The organism is Flagellimonas sediminis (assembly GCF_010500845.1).
Classification (GTDB): Bacteria; Bacteroidota; Bacteroidia; order Flavobacteriales; family Flavobacteriaceae; genus Flagellimonas; species Flagellimonas sediminis.
Map to the genome: position 1 here is coordinate 542,479 of NZ_JAAAMI010000001.1, position 19,911 is coordinate 562,389.

The following is a 19,911-nucleotide window of genomic DNA, read 5'->3' on the forward strand; positions in this document are numbered from 1 at the left end:
AAGGACAGGGGTTTTTATTTTGTTTTGCTTGATCTTTTTATTAAGCTTTACTGCCATACGCAAGATATTGATTCTTGTTTATCCTATATTGTGCATTTTAGTTTTTTGGATAATGGATTTAAGGCTTTCAGTTAAATCCATATTGACATTATTATGTGTTTTTGTTTTGTCCATATTTTCCTATGTCGTGAATGGTTTATGGACAATGAATTTGATTTTATCACTGTATCTGATTTTTCCATCATTAACCTTGATTTTATCAAGGCCATCAAATAAAAGACCGGAGGGGTATAATTCCATAAAATTGTTTTGGAATATTTCGTCCTTTTTTTTAATCGTTGTCGATATCTCAGCCTTTGGTACATTTTTATGGCTACGGTTTGTCAATTTTTTTATCAGACCTCTTGGCTCGGACGTATTGGATGATTCATTTCATGGGATATATGGTTCAGGAGGGCTTGGTGGGCATATATTGAGCATTTTCAATATTATATTTGCCGTTCGGTTTTTTGCGGTAAAGGAATATAAAAAAGCCACCTTTTTTTTGGTGTCGTCAATTCTTGGTTTTTATGGTCTAGGTCTGGTCTTGACAATTATTGCATTAGTATGGGTGTTTAGAAAATTCATTTTCAATATAAGACTGGCAAAATACATGCTGTTAATGGGATTTTTGGTTTATGCCGCAGCAATGGTCATTAAAATAGTTAATCCCCATAATTATAATTATGTTCAAAACACTTTAAATTCATTTTTGATAAAGGATTTTGATTATGAAAAAGAAATGGAAAATGCGAGGAACTACGAAACGTCCTCAACACCTAGAAAAATAACTTTTTTTGCCGGGGTATACCATCGATTGATTGAAGACCCTCAAATCCTCCTTTATGGCACATCTCCTGGAACATATAATTCACGAGTTGCCTTTTTGTTAAATGGAGATCTTTCAAAGACCGCATTTTTAAAAGACAATGTCCAAATTCGTCCTACGTATCATGAGAAGGATATATATTATTTGTTCAATAGCATTAGCACGCGGGTATCGTGGATGGGCGGAACAAGACATCAGCCCTTTTCAAGTATTGTATCGGTATTGGTGGAATATGGTCTTTTGGTGTTCATAGTTATATTTTTAGCTTTTTTGAAAATGGGCCGAAATGCTATCTCCAATTGTACAGATGAAAAAGAAAAGGTTGCTTTGAAATTCACTTTGACATTAACATTTTTGTTGTTTTCCATGGTATATTATCTGGAAGTCATAGAGTTCATGTTGCCAATTCTACTCTTGTTTAAAGTGTATGAAATGAATAAACCTTTAAACAGTGAAAATTGATAAACTACATGGAAACTAAAGCTGGAAGAACTAACTTTTATATGTTTGGCTATGTGATTATTATGTCTGTAATAATGCCATGGAGCAATGCACTTTTCAATGTACTTTTTCTTTTAGGGGCAGCCTGTTATTTAGTCTCCATAATTAAAAAAAAACCGTTAAACACCAATTCACCAAAGTGGCCGATGTCGGTTTTGGTAATAATGATGGTTTTTATGCTATTGCTCATTCTTTCCGTAGTGGTTAACAATGATTGGGCAGGACTGAATTATGCAACACGGATGGTTGAGTTTATACTAATGCCTATGATGATACTGCACTACACCTCAAGTTTGGGGGTTAATAAATTGAAGACCATACTTGAAGCCTTCATTGCTTCAACAACGCTTCTTTCAATAGGCTCATTCGCATTGGCTGCATATAAGGCTTTATGGAATTCTGGCAATGGAAGCTTTTTTAGTAAAATTTCCTATGAAAATTTGGCTATGGTGATAGTGCATCATCAACCAATTTATTTTTCTATTTATGTGGGCTTCGCCATTATTGCTTTGGCATATTTGTTTCTATTTACCCAAAAAAGGCACAAGCTAAATGTTATTTATGCCTTTGGATTTTTGTTCTTATTGGCTTTTATTTTTCTTTTAGGTTCTCGTACAGGTATATTGGCAACATTTGTCTGTTTGGCCATTTTGACATTTTGGAAGTCAAAAAAGGCATTTTTTGCCTTTTTGGGATGTGGTCTGTTGTTCTTTGTAATCAATTATAGTTATAATGATTCTTTTAAAAAACGGATTGACAACGTGGTACAGTTCAATACAGATTTTGATTATCATAGTGATTGGGCCTATGAGGGTCTAGCGCTTCGTTATATGACCTGGAACTGTTCGTTAAGTTGTATTTCTGAGAATTTTTGGTTTGGAACAGGTATCACTGATGCACAACCATGCCTTGATGATTGTTATAAAAAAAACTCATATCGTTCTTTATTGTATTTTGGTGAGCATCAAGGGACAAAATTCAATTCACACAGTATGTTTTTGGATGTATTTGTCAAGACAGGTTTTTTAGGTTTTTTGGTTATGGTATTGTTGTTTTCTATATTGCTGATATTGGCATACAAGGATCACAACATATTGATGATTTTGTTAATTATGTTTTTTCTGATAAACGGCATTACAGAATCTTTGTTAGTAAGGGAAAAGGGAATTGTTTTCTTCTCATTTATGTTGGGCCTTTTATTTAGTTTAAGGCGAAAAGAAATACCATTAGCTTAAGAAACACTAATAACTGTTGTGAATTTAAACCATTGTTCCATTTTAGTTTTTATTACATAGGTTTTTAAAAAATCTTGAAATTCTTAAGGTAGTATTTGTCTCTGGTTGTTAGTCAAAAAATTAACTCTAAAACATAAATAAAATCTAGTTTTCAGAATATTTTAAATCATAGATCTTGAAAGAAAAAGAATTTTTGGCGTTTGGGTATCTTATATGTTTGGCGGTTGTAATTCCTTGGAGCAATGCACTTACTAACCTATTATTGGCCGGGGGTGTTCTTTTTATCATCCAAAACATAATAACCAACAAGCGAACAAGAATCAAGTTAAGGGCAATTCAAAAAATGCTTTTGGTTTTTGGCCTCGCTTTTTTGTCACTTATATTAATAAAGGTTTTAATCAGTACAGATTATTCCGGGCTGGCCTATTTGGCACGGATATCCACCGTGGTGTACTTGCCAGCAATGCTCTATTTAATGGCGGGTAAAATTCCTGAAACCCAAAATAGAAAGGTCCTTCAATTATTTATTCATTCAGTTTTTGTTTTGTCGGTTGGCACCTTGGCTATTGCTGTTGTAAAAACACTTACCAGGGCTTCTAGCCCGCTCTCAATGGTTAACTTGGCCTACAGGGAATTTTCAGGGTCTCTAGTGCACCACGAGCCTGTTTATTTTTCCATTTTCGTTGGGGCCAGTATAGTTTTTGGTTGCTGGTTATTACTTTTTGACCCAGATAAAAGGAAGAACTATATTTACTATTTTGAGGTGCTTTTTCTTTTTATATTTTTATTTCTACTTGGTTCTGGTACAGCCATTTTGGCAACTATTGTTTGCGTGGGTATCATATGTGCAATTAAATCGAGAAAGCTACTGATATATTCAATTTTATCCTTTGGTGCATTATTCATTTTAAATTATTCACTAAATAAATCCTTTCAATTTAAGGTAGATGATGTTTTAAATTTTAATACCTCCTTTGATTATCAAGGCAATTCATCTTATGAGGGGCTAGCCATAAGGTATGGGACATGGAAATGCTCAATTGACGGTATTAAAGAAAATTTATGGACTGGTATTGGAATATCACATTCACAGGAATATTTAGATACTTGTTACCGAGAAAAGGGCTATCAATCTTTGACATATTTAATGGAGAACAAAGGAACCGTATTCAACTCGCACAATGTTTATTTAGATGTGTTTTTAAAGTTTGGATTAATAGGGTTCCTGATATTTCTGGTGTTATTGGTGTTATTGGTTATGACGGCAATAAAAAAATGGAATATATTACTATTGCTGATGCTGGTGTTCTTTATGATAATGGGTGCAACAGAGTCAATTCTGGTTCGGGAAAAAGGAATTATTTTCTTTTCTTTTTTCTTTGGATTATTTCTATGCTTAAATCCTTCCAAACAGAGAATGGATGACCAAGGTTAACCAACCAAAAAGAATGATGAAGCAACAAAAAAGGAATTTGTTCGGTTTGGAATTAAACAATATTTCAAGAACAGAATTGATCGAGGATCTCATTTACAATGCCAAATCTCATACTCCATCATATCTTTGTGCAGTAAACGTTCACATGATGGTAGAAGCTCAAAGGGACAAGGAGCTAAAAAATGCTGTTCTTGGGGCTCATTGGGCAGTCACTGATGGAATGCCTGTAAAATGGGCGTACAGTTATTTCAACAAAGTTTCCCAACCTAGGTTGGCGGGAATGGACCTGACCCCTGAACTTTTGGACAGGGCAGATCAAGAAGGTTTGGTTGTGTCAGTTTACGGCAATACGAATACCAATCTACAAAAGTTTAAGTCATATTTGGAGCAAAACATGCCCGATCTAAGTATTGGGGCCCTTATATCTCCACCGTTTAGAGTACTTTCTGTAGGTGAAACCAAGAAAGACATATGCAAAATCAATAATGCCGGCACCCATATTTTGTTAGTCTCCCTAGGGTGTCCAAAGCAGGAAAAATGGATGTTGAATCACTCATCTAGTGTAAATGCGGTATGTTTGGGAATAGGTAATGCAGTGAATACGGTAATTGGAGAAGAAAAAAGGCCCAACAAGTTAATTCAGCAAATGGGATTGGAGTGGTTGTATAGGCTTCTTCAAAACCCCAAAAGATTGTTTAAGAGGTATTTTTATACGAATTCCAAATTTGGATTAATGGTTCTTAATGAACTATTTATGAGAGATAGAAAGAAATGAACAAAATAGACAAAAAAACAAATAAGGGATACTCTAAATTTATTAAGTCTATTGCATTTGCGCTTGATTTGGGAATACTCAACCTTACAGCGTATTTTTTGCCCTTTGACATGGATTTCAAGTATCCAATGATTTTTTATATCTACATATCGTTCATGTGGGTATTCATCTCCGTTCTTAATCAGTACTACGAAATTTATAGATACACTAAGCTAACCCATATAGGATCTTTGCTTATAAGACAATTCCTGATTTTTTTCGTTGTATTATATGCCTATATCGGCTTTTTCATGGAAAAATTTGTTAGCCGTTGGAATTTGGGCATTTACCTGTTGATTGTTTTTGTCCTGATAGTCGTTGTTAAGTTTTCCTTTCGATATCTTCTTATAAAGTATAGACGAATTTTTGGTAGAAATATACGAAAGGTCGTTGTACTAGGAAACGGCAAAAAACCGGAACAGTTGATAAGGGTACTCCAGGACCATGAAGAATTTGGATATGAATTTGTAAAACAATTTTCTGTAAAACAGGGGGCAATTAACATGGAAAAGGTTTACGATTTTGTTCTGCAAAACAAAATAGATGAGATCTATTGCTCAATCAATGAGCTTAAAAACAAGCAAATTCAAGAAATCATTACCTTTTGCGACAATAACATCAAAACACTTAAATTCATTCCAGACAACAAGAATATTTTTCAAAAAAGATTAAAGTTTGAGTACTATGATTTTTTACCCATGCTTTCACTTAGGGACATACCCTTGGATCACCCATTTAATGCCTTTATAAAGCGAAGTTTCGATATTGTATTTGCCATATTGGTTTATGTTTTTTTGTTGTCATGGCTAACACCACTGATTGCAATCCTTATTTATATTGATAACCCAGGCCCGGTATATTTCATTCAAAACCGACCGGGATATAAGGGACAAGGATTTACTTGTTATAAATTCCGTACCATGAAAATCAATAATTCAACCGAGGTTTCTGCATCAAGAAACGATACTAGGGTTACCAAGTTGGGACGCTTTTTGAGGAGGACAAGTATTGATGAGCTCCCACAATTTGTTAATGTTTTGATGGGAAACATGTCCGTGGTAGGACCGCGTCCACATTTATGGAAACAAAATGAAGAATATGGGGAAGAAATTAAAAAGTATATGGTTCGACACTACGTCAAACCAGGAATAACTGGTCTTGCACAGAGCAAAGGATTTCGTGGGGGGATTGAAACAAGGGACGATATTGTCAATAGGATACGTTATGATGTGTTCTACATTGAAAACTGGTCCTTTTTGCTTGATGTTCGAATAATTGTTCAAACAGCCCTTAACGTGATTAAGGGGGAAGAAAACGCCTATTGACAAAAAGAATGTTTAGTTGTCACCTGATTAAACAATTCCTATTTTTGAAGTAAATAAATTAGCAAATGAAAAGAGTACTTATTACTGGCGCAGCGGGGTTCCTCGGATCACACCTTTGTGACAGATTCATAGCCGAAGGATTTAACGTGATTGGAATGGATAACCTGATAACAGGTGACCTGAAAAACATAGAACATCTTTTTCCTTTGGAACGTTTTGAATTTCACCATCATGATGTGTCAAAATTTGTGCACATTTCGGGGAATCTTGATTATATTCTGCATTTCGCCTCTCCAGCAAGTCCAATTGATTATTTGAAGATTCCTATTCAGACCCTTAAAGTGGGGTCCCTGGGCACGCTCAACTTATTGGGGTTGGCTAAAGAAAAAAGCGCCAGGATTCTTGTGGCTTCCACCTCCGAGGTTTACGGTGACCCCCTGGTACATCCGCAAAATGAAGACTATTACGGAAACGTTAGTCCCATAGGGCCCAGAGGAGTGTACGATGAAGCCAAACGCTTTATGGAATCCATTACCATGGCCTACCACAGGCACCATGGATTGGACACCCGTATTGTTCGCATTTTCAACACCTACGGGTCTCGAATGAGATTGAACGACGGTCGTGTGGTTCCTGCATTTATTGGTCAAGCGCTCCGTGGTGAGGATCTAACCGTTTTTGGCGATGGTTCCCAAACCCGTTCGTTTACTTATATCGATGATCAAGTAGAGGGCATTTATCGTTTATTGATGAGCGATTATGTGGAACCCATCAACATTGGAAATCCTGATGAGACTACAATCCTGGAATTCGCCGAAGAAATCATCAAACTGACAGGAACCGACCAAAAAATCATCTTCAAACCGTTGCCTAAAGATGACCCTTTGCAACGTCAACCAGATATCACCCGAGCCAGGGAAATCTTGGGATGGGAACCCAAGGTGCATCGCTTCGAAGGACTTAAAATAGTATACGAATACTTTAAATCCCTTTCCCAGGACGAATTATACCAGGCACACAGAGACTTTCAATCCTAAGTACATTACTTTCTAAGAACTCCAATATGGGATTGATGAAAATTCGGGCTATTCGAGACATTCGTGTCCAGATGGATTAACCTTAAAAAGATATTTTAATCCTAGATTAAAAACGAATTGGGTTACTTTTGCCAAAACTTTGAATCATGAACATCCTAGTACTGGGTTCTGGCGGACGTGAACATGCCATAGCCCTTAAAATCTCACAAAGTCCTAAAACCACAAAATTGTTCGTAGCTCCTGGCAACGCTGGAATTGCTGCCATTGCCACAAATATACCAGTCGGTGTAAACGATTTTGATGGTATAAAGGAACTTGTATTAAGGGAGGGCATTGATTTAGTGGTGGTAGGTCCTGAGGATCCTTTGGTGAACGGAGTACATGATTTTTTCTTGAACGATGCCTTATTAAAATCTATTCCCGTCATTGGCCCACAAAAGGCAGCAGCAGCTTTGGAGGGCAGCAAGGAATTTGCCAAGGAGTTCATGATGAGGCATAACATTCCCACTGCCGCCTATGAAAGTTTTACCAGTGAATCTTTGGAGAAGGGCTATGCCTTTTTGGAATCCCTAAAACCACCCTATGTACTCAAGGCCGATGGATTGGCAGCAGGTAAAGGTGTCTTGATCCTTAAGGATTTGGATGAAGCCAAAGCCGAATTGAAATCCATGTTGTTGGATTCCAAATTTGGTTCTGCCAGTGCCACGGTGGTCATCGAAGAGTTTTTGGACGGCATCGAACTGAGCTGTTTTGTGCTCACCGATGGTTCCAACTACAAAATCCTTCCGACCGCAAAAGACTACAAACGTATAGGAGAGGGAGATACCGGACTCAACACAGGCGGCATGGGGGCGATTTCCCCTGTTCCTTTTGCAAATTCGGCGTTTATGGACATGGTGGAGTCCAGAATCGTGAAACCTACCGTAGAAGGCCTTAAAAAGGATGATCTGCCCTATGTAGGGTTCATCTTCATCGGGTTGATCAAGGTCGATGGGGAACCCAAAGTAATCGAGTATAATGTAAGAATGGGAGATCCAGAGACGGAAGTGGTCATTCCTAGGCTAAAAAGCGATTTGGTTGAGGTACTTATGGCGATGGCCAATGGCACTTTGGATCAAATTGACCTTCAAATTGATGAAAGAGCGGCTACAACGGTCATGGCCGTATCCGGGGGTTATCCGGAAGAGTATGAAAAGGGCAAAGAAATCACTGGGGCAGAAAACATTGAAGGCTCCTTGGTGTTTCATGCGGGAACCAAATTACAGGAAGGTAAAGTCGTTACCAATGGCGGTCGCGTAATCGCCATTACTTCCTTTGGAAAAGATTTCAAGGAAGCACTAAAAACATCCTATCAAAATATGGAGAAACTCCACTTTGATGGCATGTATTACCGAAAGGATTTAGGTTTTGATCTAGATGTATGAGTGAGAGCTGATGCTCTTGTCCTCCTCGCCGTTGTCGTTGAATATTTTCAACTGACCCATCCAATATGCAAAGGCCACAAACCCAATAATCATGAAAATCCAGTTCATGGTGTTGGAGGCCCACCAACTTTGCAAAAAGCGGAAGAAATCGTAAGGGGCAAAAAGGTAGTTTACAAATAAGTCTTCTATACCGTAAAAAAACTTGCTCATCTTGGCTATATTTACTTTACAAAAGTAGCAAAAGATAGGATGATTTCAAGCTTTTTCGGAAAAACAAAACCCATTGTCCATTTTGTCCTTGTCCTTTTATTGCTCCTTTTTTATTTCGGTAGGATCGTTTTCTCCCATGACGGCACCGAATTTTTGAAGGATTTTCCAATGGAACTTCTTGCATTTGGGGTGCTCACCCTGTTCGTTGTCATTATGAACCAAATCGTTAGGTCTGAAAAGATAACGGACTTCAATTCCTACGCCGAGCTCTTTTTTGTATTTTTCGCAATCGCTTTTTCCGAAGAGTTTGAACAGAAAAATGCCATTTTCACTAATTTGTTCCTGCTGCTGGCCCTTTGGCGCTTGCTCTCCATCAAATCCATCAAAAACGTAAAGCACAAGATTTTTGATGCTTCTCTTTTGATCGCGTTGGCCAGTTTGTTCTATGATTGGGCACTGGTGTTCTTGGTACTGGTCTTCGTGGTAATCAATGTGTATGATCGTACAACCCTTAAAAACTGGCTGGTTCCCTTTTTAGGGGTGGCCACTATTTTTGTTTTAACGTTTACCACCCTCAAAGTCACTGATTCGCTTGATTTTTTTCAGGAACACTATCAGTTTTCAGTTAGTTTTTTGGAGGCCTACTCCTTTCTACAGGTTTTGAACGTAAAGGCACTGGTGTATTTTATTTTGATGGTTGTTATTGCCATTTTGGTCTTTCTGCGAATGCGTAGTGTGGGCGGGGGAAAGCTGTTGCACTTAAGGATTTTGTTTTTGGCGCTGGCTTTTGGGGTTCTTATTACCTTGGTCACGCCAGAGGACGAATCCCCGGTGGTCATCACTTTTTTTCCGGCGGCCATTTTCATGACCAATTACTTTGAGGCCATCAAGAGAACCAAAATTCAAGAGGCGATATTGATCCTTAGCATGCTGTTATCGTTCCTGCTTTTTGCCTTGGAGCTTAATCGTTAAGCCATAAAGCAATATCTTTGACGAAATTTCAACACCATGTTCAGCGACTTTGCTTTTGGCATATTCCAGAAAAGTATCGACACCTACCACATTAAAGATGATGTGTACCAAGCATTTTCCAATCCTTATCCAAAGGATAAGATTGAGCATCTTTTGTACCGAAAGAACTGGATAGATACCGTACAATGGCATTACGAGGATATCATCCGTGACCCGGCCATAAACCCTGTAGATGCCTTGGACCTGAAACGCAAAATAGACGCCAGCAACCAAGACCGAACGGATTTAGTGGAATATATCGACAGCTATTTCCTTCAAAAATACCAATCGGTACAAGTCAATGAAAATGCCACCATCAATACGGAAAGTCCGGCGTGGGCCATTGACCGACTCTCTATTTTGGCCTTGAAAATTTATCACATGCAAGAAGAGGTGAACCGCACCGATGCTTCAGCAGATCACATTAAAAAATGCAGTGATAAACTGGCCGTGTTGTTGGAACAGAAAAAAGATCTATCAACCGCCATTGACCAATTATTGGCCGATATCGAAGCGGGCAACAAGTACATGAAGGTCTACAAACAGATGAAAATGTACAACGACGAGGAACTAAACCCAGTGCTCCGTGGACAAAAAGGGTAGCAACCCCCATTTGTTGGTCATCCGCTTATCTGCCATGGGCGATGTGGCGATGACAGTTCCGGTTATTGGTACGTTGCTAGAAAAATACCCAAATCTTCACGTAACAGTATTGACCAAGCGACCCTTCTTGCCCATTTTTGAAGGTTTGGAACGCGTAAATGTCTTGGAAGCCGACGTGAAAAAGCGACACAAAAGCCTGATGGGACTGTGGCGACTCTATCAGGAATTAAAACCGTATCATTTTACTGCCGTTGCCGATCTTCATAACGTATTACGAAGCCGGATTTTGAAAAAGTATTTTACCACCAGCGGGGTTCCCTTTGTCCAACTCGATAAGGGGAGAAGCGAAAAGAAAGCATTGACCCGAGCCAAAAACAAGGAATTTAGGCCACTGAAGACGACAGTGGAACGTTATGCCGATGTTTTTGCACAATTGGGATTCCCTATAGAAGTGTCCGTTGCCCAGCCGCTGGCACGCTTGCCACTTTCCGAAAAAATCTTGGATTTGGTCCATCAGGATACCAAAAAGTGGGTGGGCATTGCCCCTTTTGCAGCCCATTCTGGGAAGATGTACCCGTTGTTTTTGATGGAAAAAGTCATCAAGACCCTTTCCGATACCGATAAGTATAAAATTTTGTTGTTCGGAGGTGGGGAAAATGAGGTGCAGCAGTTGGAAAGGCTATCAGCCGAATATGCCAACACCCAATGTATGGCCGGAAAACTGACTTTATCCGAAGAATTGCAACTGATTTCCAATTTGGATGTAATGCTATCCATGGACAGTGGCAATGCCCACTTGGCGGCCAATTATGGCATTCCTGTGGTCACGCTTTGGGGCGTTACGCATCCGTATGCAGGGTTTTACCCCTTTCATCAATCCATGGAAAATGCATTGCTGGCCGATCGGGAGCAGTATCCCTTGATCCCCACTTCGGTGTATGGGAACAAAGTACCCAAAGGGTACGAAAATGTCATGGAAACGATAGATCCCCAACAGGTGGTGGACCGACTTTTGAAAATTTTGGAAGCTTAGGCCATCACAGGCTGTGGCTCCAAGGACTTAAAGTAGTGCTTCAACTGCTGCACGTATTGGTATTTCAACTGGCGGTTGCTACTGTCCATCATCAATGAACGCATACCCAAATAAGAAGCAATGATATAGGTGGCCACACCCTCACAATCCACGTGGCGGGCAATGTATCCATCCAACTTGCCTTTTTTAAGCACGGAAACCAAGTTTACCTCCCAAACATTCAGAATGTCCTTTAAATACCCACTGATTTCCTCGTTGCGCTTGTTGAACTCCGTTAAAAAGTCGTTCAGCATGAAGCCGTAGGCCATTTCATTTTTCTTACCGGGCTCCAAAGCGTTTTCCAGACTGTCCACAATAATGGGCAACGGGTTTTCCTCGGTGTTCAACGGCTCGATCAATAGGGCATATACCTTTTGTACGATAAGGTTCTGCACAATACTGATAAAGTAATCTTCCTTCGATTTAAAATGATGGTAAAAGGCGCCTTTGGAGAGCGACAGTTGGGTTAGGATATCGTCCAGGCTGGTATTGTAGTAGCCTTTCTCGTTGAAGATTTCGAGGCCCTTGCCACACAAACGGTGCATGGTCTCCCTGCTTTTAAGAGTGGTTTCCATAAGATTTGGGTTTTAGACCGTTGAGTCTGTGACAAAGATTTGGCAGAAACCGACCAACCCAAACAATTCAAGATGTAGTTGCCTTAAAAATCGGTGAAAGGATAAAAAACCGACCAAATACCGAAAATAGAAAAATCCGAACCGACTTGCGGGTCGGTCAAGTGAAATGATTGAATCGTTAAATAACATCCAGAAGGAATCAGTTGGTCAAGACATTTAAAGTAAAAAAACCCTAACTTCACTTATCGGCCGATCTAATTCATTAAAAACGAATCATAGCCAAAGATCGTTGTGCTTAATTTCTCAAATGCGAAACCGAAATATTGAAAATTTAGTAAGTGAAATTATTCCTCCAGACACACGAGAGGAAAGGGATGCATTTACTAATGATAAAATTATTTCAGAATTAACTGTTGAGGAATTTTTAGCGGTTGAAAAAAGATTAATTCAAGAACTGGACAAAAAAGACGACCTTCTAATTGCGCAAACATTGGTCAAGATGGAGTCCGAAAATGCTTTGCCCACTCTTTTGAAACGACTGGAATTGAAAAAATCTCCTTTTGAAAAAATCACTTTGGCAGGACTTATAAATGACCTGAAAAAAGGAGATCCTGAAATGGAAAAAATAGCTTTTGAAGAATTTGAAAAATTGGAATTCATTTATGCTGTGCAAGGTGGGATTTTTATGGATTTGATAAAGTTCAACAGTCCGAGAATAAATAAACGGATTGAAGAATTTGTTGACCACAAATTTGACTTGGTGGCTCATCACGCAAAAATGGTGTTGAATCATAATGGATATGCCGACTCATATGACAGGAAATCAAATGAAAGAAAGTGGTGGGAATTTTGGAAATAAAAACTAAGCACAACACTGGCTATAATTCATTGTGGCGGATTTCCTCAAACGAAAATCCTTACCTTTAACAAAGGCCCGATTCCGCTCGGAATCATAGCCAAAGACCGATAAGTGCAATTTCCGAATTTCTTTCCAAAAACTAAGCCACCGTTCCCTGGCAACTACTGCCCGCACCGGCGGTACAGCCATAACAGTGTTGGGAGATCACAATGTTTCGGTCGTTCAACACCTCTTCATTATAATCCTTAATATGCTTAACCTTACTGGCGACTTTTAGGTCGAGCATTTGGTTAAAGTCGCAATCGTACAGCCACCCGTCCCAACTCACCGAAATGGTGTTGGTGCACATCACATTGGCCACTGCAGATGGGTTAAAGGCCTCCACCAGGGAATACATATAGTCCTCATAATTGTCCGAGGCCAACAGATAATCCAAAAACCGGGAAATAGGCAGGTTGGTAATGGCAAAAAGGTTATGAAAGTCAATATCAAAATCCTCTTTCAGGGCTTTTTTAAAATCGTGCTCCAAAGCCGTCTGGTCGCCGGGCAAAAAGGCCCCGGAGGGGTTGTATACCAAGTCCAATCGTAAATCACTGTCGGGCATGCCATAGCCCACTTTGTTGAGGGCCTGCAATGCTTGTATGGACTTGTCAAAAACGCCATCGCCCCGTTGCTTGTCCGTTTTGTTTCGGGTGTAGTGCGGCATGGAGGAAACCACATGCACATTGTGTTTTTTAAAGAAATCCGGTAGGTCGTGGTATTTTTTGTTCGCCAAAATAATGGTGAGGTTGGAACGCACGATAAAATCCTGGATGCCCGCCTTGGAGGCTTCTTCCACAAACCACCTAAAATCGGGGTTCATTTCGGGTGCCCCCCCGGTAAGGTCCAAAGTATGTGCCCCAGTATTCCGGATGACTTCCAAACACTGCTCCATGGTTTCACGCGTCATGATCTCTTTGCGGTCCGGACCTGCATCCACATGGCAATGTTCGCATACTTGGTTGCACATGTACCCTACATTGATTTGAAGGATCTCCAATTTCTTGGGTTTTAGCGGAAACTGTCCTGTTTGGGCGATCTTGTCCTTAAAATAGGGAAGTTCCCCATCGGCAAACAGGTCCCCGTTCAGGATATCCATCTGCCTGTGGGTATCGGCCAGTTCGTTATGCCGTGCCTTCAAGGATTTTTTAGCGGCGTTCTTTATCTCCGTCAATATGCTTTGCTCCATTTTAATCTTACAATCACAATTGATTTATTACTTCCATGTATTGCTTCCTCTGAAATCCAACCGCGAAGCGGTCCAATGTCCAAAAACGAAGTGCGTCCAAATCACATGGAAAGTTTGTTGTACTTGTTCATCATCATGACCCCGTGTACCAACGTGGCTCCGCTTTCTATGGCGGCACCGGCGTGTACGGCCTCCATCATTTCCTCTTTGGTAATGCCCCGTTGCAATCCGTCCTTCGTATAGGCATCAATGCAATAGGGACATTTCACGACGTGGGCCACGGCCAAGGCGATCAAGGATTTTTCACGGGCGCTTAGGGCGCCTTCCTCAAAAACCTTTCCGTAGTAATCAAAAAACTTTTTCCCAAGCTCCTCGCTCCACTCGGTAATGTTTCCAAATTTTCTTAGGTCTGCTGGGTCGTAATATGAATTGGCCATAATTGCTTCTTTTGTGGTAAAAACCGTTTCGTGTTCCTAAACTACGACAATTATCACTATGGATTTTGGTCGAAAGGACATGGTGAAGATTACATTTTTTGTGCTGGAAAACAAAATTTGTGCAACAGACCGCTGGGTCGGTTTTGATTATGAAGGGGTTACGAAAACGTCGATATGAAAAAGAAAAGGATCGGTAAACGTTTGTTTTTGAGCAGGATCAGCTCTAAAACCGACCGATCGGTCGGTTACCCTCATGATTTTAAAATGGAAAAGGGCGGTTTTTGACCGCCCTTTTCATTCATCTTTTGGCAATTTAGCTATGCAGAGGGTAATACCACGGTATCAATAACGTGAATCACCCCGTTGGATTGGTTCACATCGGCAATGGTCACTGTAGCAACATGCCCAGAGCCATCTTTGATTTCTATTTTGTTACCATCCATCATAGCGGTAAGGGTGTCCCCGTTTACGGTGATCAGCGTGGCCATCCCTTTTCCTTTTTTGATCAGTTTCATCAAATCTTTTGAGGTATACTTGCCGGCAACCACATGGTAGGTAAGCACCGCTTGCAATTTTGATTTGTTCTCAGGCATCAATAAGGTGTTCACGGTGCCTTCGGGAAGCTTTTCAAAAGCACTATTGGTAGGGGCAAATACGGTAAAAGGTCCGTCTCCTTGCAAAGTTTCCACCAATCCGGCCGCTTTAACCGCTGCTACCAACGTAGTATGGTCTTTTGAGTTCACCGCATTGGAAACAATGTCCTTTTTAGGGTACATGGGAGCACCACCGACCATTTTTACTTGGCCGAACCCGTTAGTAGCAACCATGAAGGCTGTTAGGAATAGAATAAACGTCAACGATTTAAAACTTTTCATAAGAATTGATTTTTTGATTTTAATAATAGATTCTGGATTCATCTGATTTTCTTTTTGTAAAGCTTTACAGCATTTCATGATATTTGATTTTGGGGTTACAACATCACTTACGGAGTTTTGGTGAACAGGGTTTGGTTTTTGAAAAGATTGATGATTTTTTAATCGAATAGTAATGGTAGTTCGGGCCACGGAAGGGAGCAATAATGTACCTTTACAAGATTTGATATACCTTTTGTAAAATGCTCACTGATAAATCGATAGGACTTGTACTATCTGGAGGAGGCGTTCGCGGCATGGCCCATATCGGGTTGATCAAGGCCATGAGGGAACACGGAGTGGATGCCCAAATGGTGGCCGGAACCAGTATTGGGGCATTGGTGGGAGCGTTGTACGCCAATGACAACACGGTGGATGAAATGCTCACTTTTTTCAAGGAGACCCCAATCTTTCAATATAGCTTTTTCACCATCAACAAACCGGGATTTATAGATACCGAACGGTATGCATCTATTTTCAAGAGCTATTTTCCCCACAATTCCTTTGAAAGCTTGAAAAAGCCCTTGTTCATAGCAGCTACGGATTTATTGAGTGGGAAGGAAACCATGTTCCATTCGGGTCAACTCATTAAACCACTATTGGCATCTGCAGCTTTGCCACCTGTTTTTAGTCCGGTTGATATTGATGGTATTTTGTATGCCGATGGAGGCATTATGAACAACTTTCCAAAGGAATATCTGGAAGAACGGACAGGGTTCATTATAGGAAGCAATGTGTCCATCACGGTGCCCATGCAGAAAAAAGATCTTCGGAATTCCATTCAATTAACGGGACGGGTGACCAGTTTAATGATCCATGCCTCCAATGATGAGAAATTGCATGAATGCGACCTGTACATTGAACCCAAGGAATTGGATAAGATTGGGGTGTTGGACAAAAAAGGCATTGAAAATGCTTTCATCATCGGTTATGACCATGGCAGCCGGGCCATGGAAAAAATCGTGCAAAAGCCAGCAAATTCCTAAACGTCGTCGTAATCGATGACCAATTTGGGACTTGTTGGGTGCGACTGACAGGTCAAGATCAACCCTTCGGCAATTTCCCTATCGGTCAAGATTTGGTTTTTCACCATTTGTGCCGAACCTTCCTTTACTCTGGCAATACAACTACTGCAAACACCTCCCTGACAGGAATACGGTGCATCAATCTTCTCTTTTAGAATGGCATTGAGCACCAAATGTTTGCGGTCCATGACCAAATTATAAGTTTCATCGTCCAAAATCACTTCCACCTTGGTCATCCCTTCCAAGTCTTCGGCCAAGTTATCCTGGGTTTCAGTGGTGGTGAAGAGTTCAAAATGAATCTTGTCCTCAGCAATACCGTTGCCTTTTAAGGTATCCGAAACCATATGGATCATGTCCTCGGGACCACAGAGGTAAAAACCGTCAAAAGCGGTTTCCTTGAATTTGTTTTTGACTACAAAGTTGACGGTCGATTTTTCAATGCGTCCAAATAAAGAATCGTCTTCATGTGATCGACTATATACGTACTGAACAAAAAACCGCTCAGAATATTTCTCTTTAAGTACCTGTATTTCTTTGAAATACATGGTTTCTTGAGGCGTTTGATTGCCAAAGACCAAAACAAAGGTACTGGCAGGATGGCGTTCCAAAACGGTTTGGGCAATGCTCATGATCGGGGTAATGCCACTTCCGGCAGCGAAGGCGGCAATATGTTTTGGACCCTCGGCATCAAAAATAAAACGCCCCTCGGGATGCATCACTTCCAAAATATCCCCGGCTTTCAACTTTTCATTGGCGTGGACCGAAAATGTACCGTTTGGCATTTTCTTTATTCCAACCGTCAACTTTCCAGAAGATGGGGGCGATGAGATAGAATAGGCGCGGCGCAATTCTTCGCCGTTTGTATTGTATTTTATGGTGATGTACTGTCCGGCTTTGAAAGCATAGACATTTTTAAGGTTATCCGGAATTTCGAAAGTAAGGGCCACCGAATTGGGGGTCAAGGTATCCACCGAGGCTATTTTTAGGGCATGAAAATCGCTCATGAAATAAAATTTGCTGCAAAATTAAGCATTAACCATCTTTTGGACAGGTATTTTTGAAAAAAGGAGAACTTTTGTAACAAATCCGATAAATTAGATACCAACTAAAAAAAACCGACCATGTTCAAACACTTCATTGGACTCCAGTGGAAATCCTTTTTTAGATCGGCATCCTTCAAGACCGAGATCTGGTTCAAGATTTTAATGGCCTTGGGAGCCCTATACTTTACTTTGGTATTCTTAAGTATGGGCGTTGGTGCCTTTTACATCATCGAAAAAACGGGCTTGGGTGACCCCCTGCGCGTAGTCAACCGCTTTATGATCTACTATCTGGCCTTTGATCTGGTATTTCGGTACATGCTACAGAAAATGCCCGTGACGAATATTAAACCCATGTTGTACCTGCCCATCAAGAAAAGCCAAGTGGTGAACTTTTCCTTGGGGAAAACCGTGATTTCCTTCTTTAATGTGGCCCATGCGTTTTTCTTTATTCCTTTCAGTGTGGTTTTATTGATTGAAGGGTATCCGCCCTTACAAGTAATCGGCTGGCATTTGGGGATGATGGCCCTCTTTTACTGCAACAACTTCATCAATATTATGGTGAACAACAAGGACTCGGTTTTCTATGTCTTTGCTGCGTTGTTCATTTTGGCAGGGGCCTCACAGTATTATGCATGGTTTGACATTACCCAATACACCTATCCCATTTTTGATTATTTATATGATTTGCCGTGGACGGCCATTGTACCATGGGTGTTGGCGGTAGCCCTCTATTTTTCCGCTTTTGCCTATTTCAAGAAACATATGTTCCTGGATGGGGGATTGGCCCAAAAACAAACCGAGGCCCGGACCGAAAATCTGGACTGGCTCAACCGTTTTGGCAATTTGGGGACTTTTTTAAAGAACGACATTAAACTGATCAAGCGGAACAAGCGTTCGCGCACCGCTGTGATCATGGGCTTCTTCTTCATTTTTTACGGATTGTTGTTTTTTACCAGCGCTATTGAGGTGTACGACAATGCCTATTGGAAAATATTTGCGGGTATCTTCGTCACCGGTGGCTTCCTGTTCAGTTTTGGGCAATACGTGCCTAGTTGGGACAGCAGCTACTACCCGTTGATGATGAGCCAGAACATCAAGTATCGGGAATATTTGACCTCTAAGTGGTACTTGGTCATCATTGCAACCATCATTTCTACCATTTTGGCCAGCTTCTATGCGTATTTCGGCTGGGAGGCCTATGCCGCAGTTTTGGTGGGAGCCATTTATAATGTGGGCATCAACAGTTATTTGGTACTTTGGGGAGGGGCCTATGTAAAAACCCCGATTGAATTGACTTCCAACAAAAAAGCGTTTGGAGACAAACAAGCCTTTAATGCCAAGACCCTATTGCTGACTTTACCGAAGATTTTGTTGCCCATTGTAATTTATGCCATTGGCCAAATATTCATAGGCCCCGTGGCCGGATACATTTTTGTGGCGGCTTTTGGCCTACTCGGCTTTGTGTTCAAGGAGCGGGTGTTCAAAATGATAGAGAACATCTACAAAAAGGAAAAATACAAGACCCTTTTGGCTTACAAACAGAAATAACAAATCGACCTTAAATACTAACAATACATGATAACAGCACATACCCTTTCAAAAAAATACGGAGAACAGACCGTTTTGAATATCGATCACTTGGAAATCCCGAAAGGACAAAGTTTTGGATTAGTGGGAAACAACGGGGCCGGTAAGACGACCCTTTTTAGTTTGTTGTTGGATTTGATCCAGCCAACTTCGGGGCACATCATCAACAATGGGGTGCAAGTGGATGAAAGCGAAGCTTGGAAACCCTTTACTTCCGCCTTTATTGATGAATCCTTTTTGATCGGATACCTAACGCCAGAGGAATATTTCTACTTCATAGGGGAGCTACGCGGTAGGAACAAGGCCGATGTGGATGCCCTATTGGAAGGATATAACGATTTCTTCCACGGAGAAATCTTGGGTCAGAAAAAATATTTGAGAGATCTTTCCAAAGGAAACCAGAAAAAAGTGGGCATTGTGGCCAGCTTTATCGGCAATCCGGAAGTGGTGATCTTGGACGAACCCTTTGCCAATTTGGATCCCACTACACAGATCCGATTAAAGGGCATTATCAAAGACCTTGCGGCAAAAGAAGACGTGACTGTATTGGTCTCCAGTCACGACTTGATCCATGTAACCGAAGTATGTGAACGTATTGTGGTGCTCAACAAGGGAGAGATCGTAAAGGACATCCATACCTCTACCGAAACCTTGAAGGAACTGGAAGCGTTCTTTGCGGGATGATTTTGGAATCAAATCAATAAATTAAAT

The 19,911-nt window shown here is 40.6% G+C and carries 20 protein-coding genes; 14 read left to right on the forward strand and 6 right to left on the reverse strand.

Annotated elements, in window-relative coordinates:
* Window positions 1-205 precede the first annotated feature (205 nt).
* From GTK07_RS02315 to purD, 7 genes are all read left to right on the forward strand, one after another.
* Window positions 206-1,330: a hypothetical protein gene (locus tag GTK07_RS02315; RefSeq protein WP_163632636.1), complete on the forward strand. Its 1,125-nt coding sequence runs from the start codon at window positions 206-208 to the stop codon at window positions 1,328-1,330.
* Between the two features lie 8 nt (window positions 1,331-1,338).
* On the forward strand, window positions 1,339-2,604 hold the full coding sequence (locus GTK07_RS02320) for an O-antigen ligase family protein (RefSeq protein ID WP_163632638.1): 1,266 nt from the start codon (window positions 1,339-1,341) through the stop codon (window positions 2,602-2,604).
* A 175-nt stretch (window positions 2,605-2,779) separates the two neighbouring features.
* Window positions 2,780-4,039: an O-antigen ligase family protein gene (locus GTK07_RS02325; RefSeq protein ID WP_163632640.1), complete on the forward strand. Its 1,260-nt coding sequence runs from the start codon at window positions 2,780-2,782 to the stop codon at window positions 4,037-4,039.
* Between the two features lie 46 nt (window positions 4,040-4,085).
* Window positions 4,086-4,814, forward strand: coding sequence for a WecB/TagA/CpsF family glycosyltransferase (locus GTK07_RS02330; protein WP_163632643.1), 729 nt, complete (start codon window positions 4,086-4,088; stop codon window positions 4,812-4,814).
* The gene (locus GTK07_RS02335; protein ID WP_163632645.1) at window positions 4,811-6,178 is read left to right on the forward strand and encodes an exopolysaccharide biosynthesis polyprenyl glycosylphosphotransferase; all 1,368 of its coding nucleotides are present in this window, start codon (window positions 4,811-4,813) and stop codon (window positions 6,176-6,178) included. Before GTK07_RS02330 ends, GTK07_RS02335 begins: the two co-directional genes overlap by 4 nt.
* A gap of 65 nt (window positions 6,179-6,243) precedes the next feature.
* Window positions 6,244-7,215 (forward strand): UDP-glucuronic acid decarboxylase family protein, encoded by a 972-nt coding sequence (locus GTK07_RS02340; RefSeq protein WP_163632647.1) that lies wholly within the window; start codon window positions 6,244-6,246, stop codon window positions 7,213-7,215.
* Between the two features lie 146 nt (window positions 7,216-7,361).
* Entirely contained in the window at window positions 7,362-8,639 is a 1,278-nt protein-coding gene (purD, locus tag GTK07_RS02345) for a phosphoribosylamine--glycine ligase (protein ID WP_163632649.1), read from the forward strand.
* Here the strand turns inward: purD and GTK07_RS02350 are convergent.
* Window positions 8,628-8,849, reverse strand: coding sequence for a DUF6341 family protein (locus tag GTK07_RS02350; RefSeq protein WP_163632651.1), 222 nt, complete (start codon window positions 8,847-8,849; stop codon window positions 8,628-8,630). The genes purD and GTK07_RS02350 overlap by 12 nt on opposite strands.
* 39 nt (window positions 8,850-8,888) lie before the next feature.
* Here GTK07_RS02350 and GTK07_RS02355 point away from each other — a divergent pair, with 39 nt between their 5' ends.
* Genes GTK07_RS02355 through GTK07_RS02365 form a run of 3 tightly spaced genes read left to right on the forward strand, consistent with a single transcriptional unit; the run spans window position 8,889 to window position 11,496 of the window.
* Window positions 8,889-9,821, forward strand: coding sequence for a DUF6427 family protein (locus GTK07_RS02355; RefSeq protein WP_163632653.1), 933 nt, complete (start codon window positions 8,889-8,891; stop codon window positions 9,819-9,821).
* Window positions 9,822-9,857: 36 nt separating this feature from the next.
* On the forward strand, window positions 9,858-10,463 hold the full coding sequence (locus GTK07_RS02360; protein ID WP_163632655.1) for a DUF4254 domain-containing protein: 606 nt from the start codon (window positions 9,858-9,860) through the stop codon (window positions 10,461-10,463).
* Complete coding sequence (locus GTK07_RS02365; protein WP_163632657.1) at window positions 10,447-11,496, forward strand: glycosyltransferase family 9 protein; 1,050 nt, start codon at window positions 10,447-10,449, stop codon at window positions 11,494-11,496. The genes GTK07_RS02360 and GTK07_RS02365 overlap by 17 nt, the downstream gene beginning before the upstream one ends.
* Here GTK07_RS02365 and GTK07_RS02370 read toward each other — a convergent pair.
* Window positions 11,493-12,110, reverse strand: a complete 618-nt coding sequence (locus GTK07_RS02370; protein WP_163632659.1) for a TetR/AcrR family transcriptional regulator — start codon at window positions 12,108-12,110, stop codon at window positions 11,493-11,495. The genes GTK07_RS02365 and GTK07_RS02370 overlap by 4 nt on opposite strands.
* A 307-nt stretch (window positions 12,111-12,417) precedes the next feature.
* Between GTK07_RS02370 and GTK07_RS02375 the strand changes: the two genes are divergently transcribed.
* The gene (locus GTK07_RS02375) at window positions 12,418-12,969 is read left to right on the forward strand and encodes a hypothetical protein (protein WP_163632661.1); all 552 of its coding nucleotides are present in this window, start codon (window positions 12,418-12,420) and stop codon (window positions 12,967-12,969) included.
* A gap of 139 nt (window positions 12,970-13,108) precedes the next feature.
* Here the strand turns inward: GTK07_RS02375 and arsS are convergent, their stop codons facing one another.
* The 3 genes from arsS to GTK07_RS02390 all read right to left on the reverse strand — a co-directional run bounded on the left by arsS (window position 13,109) and on the right by GTK07_RS02390 (window position 15,509).
* The gene (gene arsS / locus GTK07_RS02380; RefSeq protein ID WP_163632663.1) at window positions 13,109-14,197 is read right to left on the reverse strand and encodes an arsenosugar biosynthesis radical SAM (seleno)protein ArsS; all 1,089 of its coding nucleotides are present in this window, start codon (window positions 14,195-14,197) and stop codon (window positions 13,109-13,111) included.
* A gap of 101 nt (window positions 14,198-14,298) precedes the next feature.
* Complete coding sequence (locus GTK07_RS02385) at window positions 14,299-14,634, reverse strand: arsenosugar biosynthesis-associated peroxidase-like protein (protein ID WP_119639159.1); 336 nt, start codon at window positions 14,632-14,634, stop codon at window positions 14,299-14,301.
* Between the two features lie 317 nt (window positions 14,635-14,951).
* The gene (locus GTK07_RS02390) at window positions 14,952-15,509 is read right to left on the reverse strand and encodes a fasciclin domain-containing protein (RefSeq protein ID WP_163632665.1); all 558 of its coding nucleotides are present in this window, start codon (window positions 15,507-15,509) and stop codon (window positions 14,952-14,954) included.
* A gap of 239 nt (window positions 15,510-15,748) precedes the next feature.
* Here GTK07_RS02390 and GTK07_RS02395 point away from each other — a divergent pair, with 239 nt between their 5' ends.
* Entirely contained in the window at window positions 15,749-16,531 is a 783-nt protein-coding gene (locus GTK07_RS02395) for a patatin-like phospholipase family protein (protein ID WP_163632667.1), read from the forward strand.
* Here the strand turns inward: GTK07_RS02395 and GTK07_RS02400 are convergent.
* Window positions 16,528-17,574 (reverse strand): ferredoxin--NADP reductase, encoded by a 1,047-nt coding sequence (locus GTK07_RS02400; RefSeq protein ID WP_163632670.1) that lies wholly within the window; start codon window positions 17,572-17,574, stop codon window positions 16,528-16,530. The genes GTK07_RS02395 and GTK07_RS02400 overlap by 4 nt on opposite strands.
* A 117-nt stretch (window positions 17,575-17,691) precedes the next feature.
* Here GTK07_RS02400 and GTK07_RS02405 point away from each other — a divergent pair, with 117 nt between their 5' ends.
* Window positions 17,692-19,161 (forward strand): DUF5687 family protein, encoded by a 1,470-nt coding sequence (locus GTK07_RS02405; protein ID WP_163632672.1) that lies wholly within the window; start codon window positions 17,692-17,694, stop codon window positions 19,159-19,161.
* Between the two features lie 27 nt (window positions 19,162-19,188).
* Window positions 19,189-19,884 (forward strand): ABC transporter ATP-binding protein, encoded by a 696-nt coding sequence (locus GTK07_RS02410; RefSeq protein ID WP_163632674.1) that lies wholly within the window; start codon window positions 19,189-19,191, stop codon window positions 19,882-19,884.
* Window positions 19,885-19,911: the final 27 nt, after the last annotated feature.

Coding starts and splice junctions, on each gene's coding strand:
- GTK07_RS02320 (WP_163632638.1), top strand. CDS start 1,339: ATGGAAACTAAAGCTGGAAGAACTAACTTTTATATGTTTGGCTATGTG.
- GTK07_RS02395 (WP_163632667.1), top strand. CDS start 15,749: ATGCTCACTGATAAATCGATAGGACTTGTACTATCTGGAGGAGGCGTT.
- GTK07_RS02360 (WP_163632655.1), top strand. CDS start 9,858: ATGTTCAGCGACTTTGCTTTTGGCATATTCCAGAAAAGTATCGACACC.
- GTK07_RS02410 (WP_163632674.1), top strand. CDS start 19,189: ATGATAACAGCACATACCCTTTCAAAAAAATACGGAGAACAGACCGTT.
- GTK07_RS02355 (WP_163632653.1), top strand. CDS start 8,889: ATGATTTCAAGCTTTTTCGGAAAAACAAAACCCATTGTCCATTTTGTC.
- GTK07_RS02350 (WP_163632651.1), bottom strand. CDS start 8,849: ATGAGCAAGTTTTTTTACGGTATAGAAGACTTATTTGTAAACTACCTT.
- GTK07_RS02400 (WP_163632670.1), bottom strand. CDS start 17,574: ATGAGCGATTTTCATGCCCTAAAAATAGCCTCGGTGGATACCTTGACC.
- GTK07_RS02340 (WP_163632647.1), top strand. CDS start 6,244: ATGAAAAGAGTACTTATTACTGGCGCAGCGGGGTTCCTCGGATCACAC.
- GTK07_RS02385 (WP_119639159.1), bottom strand. CDS start 14,634: ATGGCCAATTCATATTACGACCCAGCAGACCTAAGAAAATTTGGAAAC.
- GTK07_RS02390 (WP_163632665.1), bottom strand. CDS start 15,509: ATGAAAAGTTTTAAATCGTTGACGTTTATTCTATTCCTAACAGCCTTC.
- GTK07_RS02405 (WP_163632672.1), top strand. CDS start 17,692: ATGTTCAAACACTTCATTGGACTCCAGTGGAAATCCTTTTTTAGATCG.
- GTK07_RS02375 (WP_163632661.1), top strand. CDS start 12,418: ATGCGAAACCGAAATATTGAAAATTTAGTAAGTGAAATTATTCCTCCA.
- GTK07_RS02335 (WP_163632645.1), top strand. CDS start 4,811: ATGAACAAAATAGACAAAAAAACAAATAAGGGATACTCTAAATTTATT.
- GTK07_RS02370 (WP_163632659.1), bottom strand. CDS start 12,110: ATGGAAACCACTCTTAAAAGCAGGGAGACCATGCACCGTTTGTGTGGC.
- GTK07_RS02315 (WP_163632636.1), top strand. CDS start 206: ATGAATTTGATTTTATCACTGTATCTGATTTTTCCATCATTAACCTTG.
- purD (WP_163632649.1), top strand. CDS start 7,362: ATGAACATCCTAGTACTGGGTTCTGGCGGACGTGAACATGCCATAGCC.
- arsS (WP_163632663.1), bottom strand. CDS start 14,197: ATGGAGCAAAGCATATTGACGGAGATAAAGAACGCCGCTAAAAAATCC.